We start from the raw sequence: 11,053 nt of genomic DNA, 5'->3' as shown, positions 1-11,053 counted from the left end.
AACCCCGTCCTGGGCCTTGTGTGGTCTGGGTGGGATTCCTTTGGTTGATTGATCGAGATCTGTCAGGTCTCGGTTCTCGGCCTGGTGTCAAGCATCTACGGAGAGTTTGATCCTGGCTCAGGACGAACGCTGGCGGCGTGCTTAACACATGCAAGTCGAACGCTGAACCATCTTCGGGTGGGGATGAGTGGCGAACGGGTGAGTAACACGTGGGCAACCTGCCCCCGGCTCTGGGATAACTCCAAGAAATTGGGGCTAATACCGGATGTCCTCTGCTGGCCGCATGGTCTGGTGGTGGAAAGGGTTTCCGGCTGGGGATGGGCCCGCGGCCTATCAGCTTGTTGGTGGGGTAGTGGCCTACCAAGGCGACGACGGGTAGCCGGCCTGAGAGGGTGACCGGCCACACTGGGACTGAGACACGGCCCAGACTCCTACGGGAGGCAGCAGTGGGGAATATTGCGCAATGGGCGGAAGCCTGACGCAGCGACGCCGCGTGGGGGATGACGGCCTTCGGGTTGTAAACCTCTTTCAGCTCCGACGAAGCGAACAGTGACGGTAGGAGCAGAAGAAGCACCGGCCAACTACGTGCCAGCAGCCGCGGTAATACGTAGGGTGCAAGCGTTGTCCGGAATTATTGGGCGTAAAGAGCTCGTAGGCGGTCTGTTGCGTCGGCTGTGAAAACCCGGAGCTCAACTCCGGGCCTGCAGTCGATACGGGCAGACTCGAGTGTTGCAGGGGAGACTGGAATTCCTGGTGTAGCGGTGAAATGCGCAGATATCAGGAGGAACACCGGTGGCGAAGGCGGGTCTCTGGGCAACAACTGACGCTGAGGAGCGAAAGCGTGGGGAGCGAACAGGATTAGATACCCTGGTAGTCCACGCCGTAAACGTTGGGCGCTAGGTGTGGGGGCCATTCCACGGTCTCCGTGCCGCAGCTAACGCATTAAGCGCCCCGCCTGGGGAGTACGGCCGCAAGGCTAAAACTCAAAGGAATTGACGGGGGCCCGCACAAGCGGCGGAGCATGTTGCTTAATTCGATGCAACGCGAAGAACCTTACCTAGGCTTGACATGCGCGGAAATCTCGCAGAGATGCGGGGTGCCTTTGGCGTCGTGCACAGGTGGTGCATGGTTGTCGTCAGCTCGTGTCGTGAGATGTTGGGTTAAGTCCCGCAACGAGCGCAACCCTCGTTCCATGTTGCCAGCACGTGATGGTGGGGACTCATGGGAGACTGCCGGGGTCAACTCGGAGGAAGGTGGGGATGACGTCAAATCATCATGCCCCTTATGTCTAGGGCTGCAAACATGCTACAATGGCCGGTACAAAGGGCTGCGATACCGTGAGGTGGAGCGAATCCCAAAAAGCCGGTCTCAGTTCGGATTGGGGTCTGCAACTCGACCCCATGAAGTTGGAGTCGCTAGTAATCGCAGATCAGCAACGCTGCGGTGAATACGTTCCCGGGCCTTGTACACACCGCCCGTCACGTCACGAAAGTCGGTAACGCCCGAAGCCGGTGGCCCAACCCCTTGTGGGAGGGAGCCGTCGAAGGCGGGATCGGCGATTGGGACGAAGTCGTAACAAGGTAGCCGTACCGGAAGGTGCGGCTGGATCACCTCCTTTCTAAGGAGCACCTCGCTCGGCGGACACGGTCCGTCGGGTGCAGAGCTGTACGCGGGTCGTGACGGTTGCCCACTACCGGGTGGCCGCGGGTGCTCGTGACAGTGCTCGAGGGTGGAACGCTGACCAGTTCGGCCGGCAGCTGCTGCTGCTCCTAGTACGGCGTCATCCTTCGGGGTGGCGTGGGGAACGGGGTGACAGGGGTGGATCCGGTCGTAGGCACGCTGTTGGGTCCTGAGGGAGCGGGCCCGTCTGTCGTGGGTGTGAGTCCGCGGCGGTGGGGGGTTGTTGTCTCTGTCCGGGCCTTCCTGGTCTCAGACCGGCCGAGTGTTCTCGGTGCTGGTGGGGTCGTGTGGGGGGTGCGCGGGTTGGTCGTTGAGAACTGCACAGTGGACGTGAGCATCTTTTGATCTCTGTGTTGCAGATCTCTGTGTTGCAGAGTGTTTGTTTGCAGGGTGTTTGCTTGTAGGTGTCCCGCCCCCGGCGTGGCTGTCTTCTTCGGGAGGGGTCGTGTGTGGGGGTGGGTTGTGTGTGGTCAAGATGTTGAGGGCACACGGTGGATGCCTGGGCACCAGGAGCCGATGAAGGACGTGGGAGGCTGCGATATGCCTCGGGGAGCTGCCAACCGAGCGTTGATCCGAGGGTGTCCGAATGGGGGAACCCCGCACCAGTCATGTGGTGTGACCCGCGCCTGAACACATAGGGCGTGTGGAGGGAACGTGGGGAAGTGAAACATCTCAGTACCCACAGGAAGAGAAAACAACCGTGATTCCGTGAGTAGTGGCGAGCGAAAGCGGATGAGGCTAAACCGAGGGCATGTGATAGCCGGCAGGCGTTGTGTCGTCGGGGTCGTGGGACAGTCGTGTCGCCTCTGCCGGGGTGGCGGGGAGTGAGAAAGCGGTCGGGTTAGCCGAAGGCCTCTGGAAGGGGTCGCCGTAGAGGGTGAGAGCCCCGTAGGTGAAAGCCTGTCGTCTCCTTGTTTCTGTATCCCAAGTAGCACCGAGCCCGTGGAATTCGGTGTGAATCTGGCGGGACCACCCGCTAAGCCTGAATACTCCCTGGTGACCGATAGCGGACGAGTACCGTGAGGGAAAGGTGAAAAGTACCCCGGGAGGGGAGTGAAATAGTACCTGAAACCGTGTGCCTACAAGCCGTGAGAGCCGTGAATCCGCGCGTCGTGTGTGGGCGGTGATTGCGTGCCTTTTGAAGAATGAGCCTGCGAGTTAGTGGTGCGTGGCGAGGTTAACCCGTGGGGGGTAGCCGTAGCGAAAGCGAGTCCGAACAGGGCGGTTGTAGTCGCGTGTCCTAGACCCGAAGCCGAGTGATCTACCCATGGCCAGGTTGAAGCGCGGGTAAGACCGCGTGGAGGACCGAACCCACCAGGGTTGAAAACCTGGGGGATGAGCTGTGGGTAGGGGTGAAAGGCCAATCAAACTCGGTGATAGCTGGTTCTCCCCGAAATGCATTTAGGTGCAGCGTCGTGTGTTTCTTGCCGGAGGTAGAGCACTGGATGGCTGATGGGCCCCACAAGGTTACTGACGTCAACCAAACTCCGAATGCCGGTAAGTGAGAGCGCGGCAGTGAGACTGCGGGCGATAAGGTTCGTAGTCGAGAGGGAAACAGCCCAGATCATCGGCTAAGGCCCCTAAGCGTGTGCTAAGTGGAAAAGGATGTGGGATCGCAGTGACAACCAGGAGGTTGGCTTAGAAGCAGCCATCCTTGAAAGAGTGCGTAATAGCTCACTGGTCAAGTGGTTCCGCGCCGACAATGTAGCGGGGCTCAAGCACACCGCCGAAGCCGTGGCACTTCCATGTATGCCCGCCGGTTCCCTTCGTGGGGCCGGCCAGGTGTGGGGGTGGGTAGGGGAGCGTCGTGTGGCGGGGGAAGCGGCGGAGGGATCCAGCCGTGGACGCCATGCGAGTGAGAATGCAGGCATGAGTAGCGAGAGGGGAGTGAGAACCTCCCCCGCCGGAAGACCAAGGGTTCCTGGGCCAGGCTAATCCGCCCAGGGTGAGTCGGGACCTAAGGCGAGGCCGACAGGCGTAGTCGATGGACAACGGGTTGATATTCCCGTACCCGCGAAGGAACGCCCATGCTGGACCCAGCGATGCTGACCCACCGAAACCGGTGGCTCGTCTTCGGACGGGTCGCTGGGAGTAGCTGGGGACCCGGACTGGTAGTAGGCAAGCGATGGGGTGACGCAGGAAGGTAGTCGGGCCGGTGAGTGGTAGTACCGGTGCAAGGGTGTGGCCCGTGTCATAGGCAAATCCGTGGCACATGCAGGGTGAGGCCTGACGCATAGCCGAGTGAGGCGAATCCGATGATCCTATGCTGTCGAGAAAAGCCTCTAGCGAGTTCCGAGCGGCCCGTACCCCAAACCAACTCAGGTGGTCAGGTAGAGAATACCGAGGCGATCGAGCGAACTGTGGTTAAGGAACTCGGCAAAATGCCCCCGTAACTTCGGGAGAAGGGGGACCGGTGTCCGTGAACCGCCGTGCGCGGGGCAGCGGCTGCCGGTCGCAGAGACCAGTGAGAAGCGACTGTTTACTAAAAACACAGGTCCGTGCGAAGTCGTAAGACGATGTATACGGACTGACGCCTGCCCGGTGCTGGAACGTTAAGGGGACGGGTTAGTGCGCTTCGGTGTGCGAAGCTCAGAACTCAAGCGCCAGTAAACGGCGGTGGTAACTATAACCATCCTAAGGTAGCGAAATTCCTTGTCGGGTAAGTTCCGACCTGCACGAATGGCGTAACGACTTCTCAGCTGTCTCAACCACAGGCTCGGCGAAATTGCACTACGAGTAAAGATGCTCGTTACGCGCGGCAGGACGGAAAGACCCCGGGACCTTCACTACAGCTTGATATTGGTGTTCGGTTCGGCTTGTGTAGGATAGGTGGGAGACTGTGAAGCGGGCACGCCAGTGTTCGTGGAGTCGCCGTTGAAATACCACTCTGGTCGAATTGGATGTCTAACCTGGGTCCGTGATCCGGATCAGGAACAGTGTCAGGTGGGTAGTTTAACTGGGGCGGTTGCCTCCCAAAGGGTAACGGAGGCGCCCAAAGGTTCCCTCAGCCTGGTTGGCAATCAGGTGTCGAGTGCAAGTGCACAAGGGAGCTTGACTGTGAGACCGACGGGTCGAGCAGGAGCGAAAGCTGGGACTAGTGACCCGGCACCGGCAGGTGGAAGCGGTGTCGCTCAACGGATAAAAGGTACCCCGGGGATAACAGGCTGATCTTCCCCAAGAGTCCATATCGACGGGATGGTTTGGCACCTCGATGTCGGCTCGTCGCATCCTGGGGCTGGAGTAGGTCCCAAGGGTTGGGCTGTTCGCCCATTAAAGCGGTACGCGAGCTGGGTTTAGAACGTCGTGAGACAGTTCGGTCCCTATCCGCCGTGCGCGTAAGAGACTTGAGAAGAGCTGTCCCTAGTACGAGAGGACCGGGACGGACGAACCTCTGGTGTGCCAGTTGTACCGCCAGGTGCACTGCTGGTTGGCTACGTTCGGCAGGGATAACCGCTGAAAGCATCTAAGCGGGAAGCTCGCTTCGAGATGAGGTCTCTCACCCAGTGAATGGGGTAAGGCCCCCGCCCAGACCAGCGGGTTGATAGGCCGGAAGTGGAAGCACCGCAAGGTGTGGAGCTGACCGGTACTAACAGGCCGAGGGCTTGACCACAACACCCCTCCTGTCAAGTAACAAAAGTGTGTTTCGCGTCCACTGTGCGGTTCTGAACGCACCCAACCCGCCCCACCCCCGCCGCATGGGGGTGTGGTCGGAGGGTTGGTGTATGTTCACAGTGTTACGGCGGTCATGGCGAGAGGGAAACGCCCGGTCCCATTCCGAACCCGGAAGCTAAGCCTCTCAGCGCCGATGGTACTGCCCTGGAGACGGGGTGGGAGAGTAGGACACCGCCGGACAACCATTCCCAGACGGGGGTCGGAGCCAAGCGCTCCGGCCCCCGTCTTCGTGCGTGCACGAGTCCACCCCCCGGCACTCCGAGTGAGTGCTGACCTGCCCATCGAGGTATTGACGACCACATGACATCTCCCCGACGCGGCTCCACCGGCCGCGGCCGACCCAGCGGCGCGAACGACCGCGGCCAGAGCTGGTCTGGCCGAGACGACCGTCGGGGGCCACGCGCTGCTGGACGCACGGGCGCGACGGATGGCCGCGCGCGCGGCACCGCGGACGGCCAGCCCGGCAGTGGCGAGGGCTCCGGCCGGGCCTCTGACCGCGGCGGACGCGACGGCGGTGCGACGGGCCGACGGGTCGCTGGTGGCGGACGGACCCCGACGGACGGCCAGGGCGGCCGTCCGTCGGGGTCCGTCGGTCGGGGAGGGCAGGCGGAGCGTTCGACATCCCGGGGCGGGTCGAGCGGCGACTGGCGTGACCGGCGTCCCGGTGGCGACCGGCCGACGGGCGACTGGCGGGACCGCCGCCCCACCGGCGCCGACTCCCGTGCCGGCCGTTCCAGCGGAGGTCGGGCCGGTGGAGACCGCCCGGATCGCTACTCCGCAGGTGGACGCGGTGACGACCGGCGCGAGCGGCGCCCCGCGGGTGAGCAGACCGGTGGCCGGCGGGATCGGCGCCTCGGCGAGGACCGACCGACCGGGGACTGGCGCAACCGGCGTCCGTCGGGGGACCGGACGACGGAGTGGCGAGACCGCCGGCCGGGCGCCGAGCGTTCCTCGACGAACCGGCCCGGCGCCCGCCGGGAGGACGCCGCTCCGCGCGGCGAGCGACCGTGGCAGGACCGGCGGGAGCGGACCGAGGGTGCCCAGCAGCGGCCTTCCCGGCAGGAGTGGCGGGACCGTCGTCCGCAGGGTGAGCGGCCGGCTCGGACGGGAGGACAGCCTGCCGACTGGCGGAACCGCCGTCCGGAGGCCGGTGGCGCCCGTCCCGAGCGCCGGGGAACGGGACGCCCCGACCGTGCCGGCGACGGTGACCGGCGGGAGCGCCGTCCCGTGTCCGACCGCGGAGGCTCGACGGACCGCACCCCGCCGGTGGCGCCGGGCCCGGACCTGCCCGACTGGGCCGACGCGCGGGAGCTCGATCCCGCGGTGCGCGCCGCCCTGCGCGGACTGGAGAGCCGCAACGCCGAGCGCGTGGCCCGCCACCTCGTCACCGCCGGTGCGCTGGTCGACGAGGACCCCGAGCTGGCGCTCGCCCACGCGCGCGCGGCCCGGGACCGGGCTTCCCGCATCGCCGTCGTCCGTGAGGCGGTCGGGGTCGCGGCGTACCACGCCGGCGACTACGCGGAGGCCTCGCGGGAGCTGCGCGCCTATCGCCGGATGAGCGGTGACGAGGGGTACCGGGCGGTCCTGGCCGACTGCGAGCGGGCGCTGGGCCGCCCCGAGGTCGCACTGCGCCTCGTGCGGGAGGCCCTCGCGGACACCCCCGGCGCCGAGGAGAGCGTGGAGCTGCAGCTCGTGGAGGCCGGGGCCCGGCAGGACCTCGGTGAGGTCTCCGCGGCACGCCTGGTGCTCGAGGCTGCGCTCGGCGGGCGCCCGACGCCGACCGCCGTGGACTTCGCCGACGAGGGCACGCGACGGCTCGCGTCGGCCTACGCCGACCTGCTGGACGCGGCCGGCGACCCGACGGCCCCGGCCTGGTGCGACGCGGTCGCCGCCAGCTCGCCCGAGGAGGACGACGACGTCGCGTTCGGCGAGGAGGACCTGCCCGTCCCCACTCCGGACGTGGAGGGCACGGCGGACACCGAGGACGCCGCTTCGGACGCCGAGGACGCCGGGGACGCCGCGCCATCCACCGCGGAACCGGCCGTGGCCCCACCGGGCGACAGCGCGGACGCCGGTACCGACGAGGGCTCCGACCCGGACGACGTCACCGGAGCCGGCGGTCTCGACTTCGACGCCGACGTCGAGCGGGAGGTCGCCGAGCTGCTCGGCGAGGTGGACCCGCCGGCCGACGACGCCACGCACTGACCACCGACGGCAGCGTCCGCACCGTCCACACCGCCGTGCCGGGTCCACAACCGGCCTCCGGGGCCCCTCGGGGACCCGGAGGCCGGTCAGGCTGCCGTCATGAGCGTGGCAGTGATCGACCGGAACGACGTGGTGCTCCGCGGGCGGCTGTCGGCACCGGCGGAGTGCAAGACCCTGCCCAGCGGGGACACCCTGGTGAGCTGGCGCCTGATCGTGCGCCGGCCCGAGCCGCGGGCCCGCGGCCAGTCGGTCGACGTGCTCACCTGCATCACCTACGACAGGGCGCTGCAGAGACGGGTCGCCGCCTGGCTGGCCGGTGACGTGGTCGAGGTCGAGGGAGCTCTGCAGCGGCGGTTCTGGCGCACCGGGGGCGGCACCGTCTCGGTGTGCGAGGTCAACTGCCGGCGGGGCCGCAAGGTGCCGCGGACGTCGGCCGGGAACTCGGTGCGGACGGCGTGAGGACAGCCGCCGGCCGGGGGTGGTCAGTCGCCGTGCGGGCGCAGCACCAGGCCCGTGCGCGGCTTGGGCACGAACAGCGTCGACTTGCGCGGCATCCGGGCACCGGCCCGGGCGACCGCGGCGACGTCGGCCGGCGAGGGCGGGCGCAGCAGCAGGGCGACGCCGGTGCGCTCGGTGGCCAGCCGGAGGGCCTCGGGCACGTCGTGGGCGACCAGCAGGGACGCGGGGTCGTCCGGCCGTCCCCACAGCCCGGTCACCAGCCCGGTGGTGGCCAGGACGACGTCCAGGTGCCGCCAGGCGGCGGGTGCCTCCGCCGGGACCGTGGACCGCACCTCCGGCGAGGGGTCGGTCAGGGACAGCAGCCGCCGTCCGTCGGTGAGCAGGAAGCTCCCGACCCCGGGGACGGGGGCCACCCGGGCGGTGGCCGCGGCGAGGTCGTCGGGGCCGTGGGGGAGGGGGACCTCCGTGACCGTGAAGCCCCGCGCGGCGGCGACCGCGGCGTCGTCGAGCGACAGGTCGGGCACCACCCGGTGGATCGCCTCGACCCGCAGGCCGCCGCTGCCCATGGGGGTGAGCAGGGCCAGCACCCGGCAGTCCCCGTCGGGGTGGGTCCGGTGGAGCGCCTGCGCAGCAGCGAAGCGGTGGTGGCCGTCGGCGATGACCGCCCCCGTGCGACCGAGCGCCTCACGCAGCCGCCGCAGCGTGTCCGCGTCGGTGACCCGCCACAACCGGTGACGGACGCCGTCGGTGTCGGTCAGCTCCATCACCGGGACGCCGCCCAGGGCCGCCTCGGTCAGGTCGGCGACCTCCGGCTCCGGGTCGTGCGCCAGCACGATCGGCTCGAGGTCGGTGGCCGTGGCGGCCAGCAGGGCACGCCTGCCCTCGACGGCCGCAGGGAAGGTGTCCTCGTGCGGCAGCACCGACCGGCCGCCGCCGGCGACGGCCACCGCGCCGAGCCAGCCGACCGTGGCCGGCCCCTGCGCCGGCTGCATCGCGTAGAGCCACGACGCCGTGACCTCGTCACGGACGAGGACGCCGGCGGCCTCCCACTCGTGCAGCGTCCGGGCCGCCCGGGCGGCCCGGCCGTCCGCGTGCCGGTCCGCGGGGCCCGTGCCGGCGGGTGCCCCGGCGGTGCCGGCACCGGACGTGCCCCCCGGCAGGATGAGGCGGACGATGTTGTGCGGGTCGGCGGCGGCCAGGCGCTCGCGGCCGTCGGGTGTCACCAGGTCGTAGGCTGGCGAGCTCACCCGGGCCAGGTGCTCGGGGTCGTGGCGCGAGTAGGTCAGGGCGCGGAAGGGCCGGACGTCCAGTCCCGTCGCTGCGGGGTGCGGGGGTCCCACCGACGACGCGTGCACGACGGGATCGTAGGAGTCATCCGTCGCGGTCCGTCGTCCCGGCCGGGTCCGGGACCCGGACCGCCGGGGTGCCGGCCGGTGCACGGCAGCCGGAGGAGCGGGAGGGCAGCGGTGTCGACAGCAGGGACCCCACCGGGAGGCGCCACGGACGAGGGGGCACCCGGGGGCGGCGTGTACGAGTGGTACCAGCGGGGACTGGACCTGCTGGCCAACGGTGACCCGGCGGCCGCGGCGACCCTCCTGAGCCGGGCGGCGGAGGCCGAGCCGGGGTCCCGCAGCGTGCTCGAGGCCCTCGCCCGCGCCCAGTACGACACCGGGCGCTACCGGGAGGCGATCGACAGCTTCACGGCGCTGACCGCGGTCAACCCGACCGACGACTACGCGCAGTTCGGCCTCGGCATGGCCGCCAGTCGCGCCGGAGAGCTGGGACTGGCCGCCGAGCACCTGGCGCTGGCGGTGGCGATGCGGCCCGACCTCGGTCACTACGCGCGGGCCCTGCGCGGTGTCCGGGCCCGGCGCGCCGCCCGTCAGGAGTCGGCGTGAGCGCCGCGCCTGCCCCCGGGAGGTCCGGCGCGGTCGAGCGTCCGGGTCTGGCCGCGGGCTGCGACCGCCCGCCCGCGCAGGTCCACGACGTCGCCCTGCTCGACCTCGACGGCGTCGTCTACGTCGGCCCGGACGCGGTGCCCGGTGTCCCCGCGGCGCTGGCCGCGGCCCGCGAGGCGGGCATGCGGCTGGGGTTCGTCACGAACAACGCAGCTCGCCCCCCGGAGGAGGTCGCCCACCACCTCACCGCCCTCGGCGTCCCCGCCGGGCCCGACGAGGTCATCACCAGTTCCCAGGCGGCGGCCTCGGTCGTGGCCGGCCTGCTCGGCCGGGGCGCCCGGGTGCTCCCGGTGGGCGGCCCCGGCGTCGCCGCGGCACTGCGCGCCGCCGGTCTGACCGTCGTCGACCGCGCGGAGGACGCCCCGGCCGCGGTCGTGCAGGGCTACGGCCGGGAGGTCGGCTGGGCGCAGCTGGCCGAGGCCGTGGTCGCCGTGCGCAACGGCGCCCGCCACGTGGCCACGAACGCCGACGCGACCATCCCCTCGCCGCGGGGGCCGCTGCCGGGCAACGGAGCGATGGTCGGTGTCGTCCGGGACGTCACCGGCCGCGAGCCCCTGGTCACCGGCAAGCCCGACCCGGCGATGCACGCCGAGTGCGTGCGTCGCACCGGTGCGGAGCGCCCGCTCGTTGTCGGTGACCGGCTCGACACCGACATCGAGGGCAGCCAGCGGGCGGGAGCGGCGAGCCTCCTGGTCCTCAGCGGGGTCACCGACCCGGCGACCCTGCTGGCCGCCGGCCCGCTGCACCGCCCCGACCTGCTCGCCGCCGACGCCGCCGGCCTGCTCGTCGTCCACCCGCCGGTCGTCCGCGACGGCGGCGGCTGGCGGTGCGGCCACTGGCTGGCGACCGCCGAGGGCACGGGGCCGCTGGAGCTGCGCGCGGCCGGGGACGCCGGCGACCGGCCGGCCGGACGCAGCGGCGACGGACTCGGCGGCGACGGGCTCGACGGGCTGCGGGCGCTCTGCCTGGCCTCGTGGACCCGCGACGCCGACGGCGCTCCTGCGGAGGTGCGGGCCGGGGACGAGGAGGCTCAGCGGGCCCTGGCCGGGTGGGGACTGGGGGAGCGGTGACCGGGACGA

The 11,053-nt window shown here is 69.2% G+C and carries 5 protein-coding genes and 3 rRNA genes; 7 read left to right on the top strand and 1 reads right to left on the bottom strand.

From position 1 onward, the window contains the following. The first annotated feature begins 94 nt into the window (after positions 1-94). The 5 genes from ACU616_RS24530 to ACU616_RS24510 all read left to right on the top strand — a co-directional run bounded on the left by ACU616_RS24530 (position 95) and on the right by ACU616_RS24510 (position 8,016). Positions 95-1,618, top strand: a 16S ribosomal RNA gene (locus tag ACU616_RS24530). Positions 1,619-2,148: 530 nt separating this feature from the next. Beyond that, a 23S ribosomal RNA gene (locus ACU616_RS24525) occupies positions 2,149-5,290 on the top strand. 125 nt (positions 5,291-5,415) lie between these two features. Next, a 5S ribosomal RNA gene (gene rrf, locus ACU616_RS24520) occupies positions 5,416-5,532 on the top strand. The 16S, 23S and 5S rRNA genes sit together here, the layout of an rRNA operon. 1,047 nt (positions 5,533-6,579) lie before the next feature. After that, a complete protein-coding gene (locus ACU616_RS24515; protein WP_446761003.1) occupies positions 6,580-7,557 on the top strand; it encodes a hypothetical protein in 978 nt (325 codons plus the stop codon). Positions 7,558-7,656: 99 nt separating this feature from the next. Then, positions 7,657-8,016: a single-stranded DNA-binding protein gene (locus ACU616_RS24510; protein ID WP_446761002.1), complete on the top strand. Its 360-nt coding sequence runs from the start codon at positions 7,657-7,659 to the stop codon at positions 8,014-8,016. Positions 8,017-8,039: 23 nt separating this feature from the next. On the opposite strand, the gene ACU616_RS24505 is transcribed toward ACU616_RS24510, so the two are convergent. Continuing rightward, complete coding sequence (locus ACU616_RS24505) at positions 8,040-9,371, bottom strand: DUF1015 domain-containing protein (RefSeq protein ID WP_446761001.1); 1,332 nt, start codon at positions 9,369-9,371, stop codon at positions 8,040-8,042. A 171-nt stretch (positions 9,372-9,542) separates the two neighbouring features. Between ACU616_RS24505 and ACU616_RS24500 the strand changes: the two genes are divergently transcribed. After that, positions 9,543-9,914: a tetratricopeptide repeat protein gene (locus tag ACU616_RS24500; RefSeq protein WP_446761000.1), complete on the top strand. Its 372-nt coding sequence runs from the start codon at positions 9,543-9,545 to the stop codon at positions 9,912-9,914. Further along, a complete protein-coding gene (locus ACU616_RS24495; RefSeq protein ID WP_446760999.1) occupies positions 9,911-11,044 on the top strand; it encodes an HAD-IIA family hydrolase in 1,134 nt (377 codons plus the stop codon). The genes ACU616_RS24500 and ACU616_RS24495 overlap by 4 nt, the downstream gene beginning before the upstream one ends. Positions 11,045-11,053 lie beyond the last annotated feature (9 nt).

The organism is Geodermatophilus sp. URMC 62 (assembly GCF_052931475.1).
This window is presented reverse-complemented; position numbering and strand designations above follow the sequence as displayed.

Excerpts from the sequence above, each read along its gene's own strand:
- ACU616_RS24510 (WP_446761002.1), top strand. The coding sequence starts at position 7,657 with ATGAGCGTGGCAGTGATCGACCGGAACGACGTGGTGCTCCGCGGGCGG.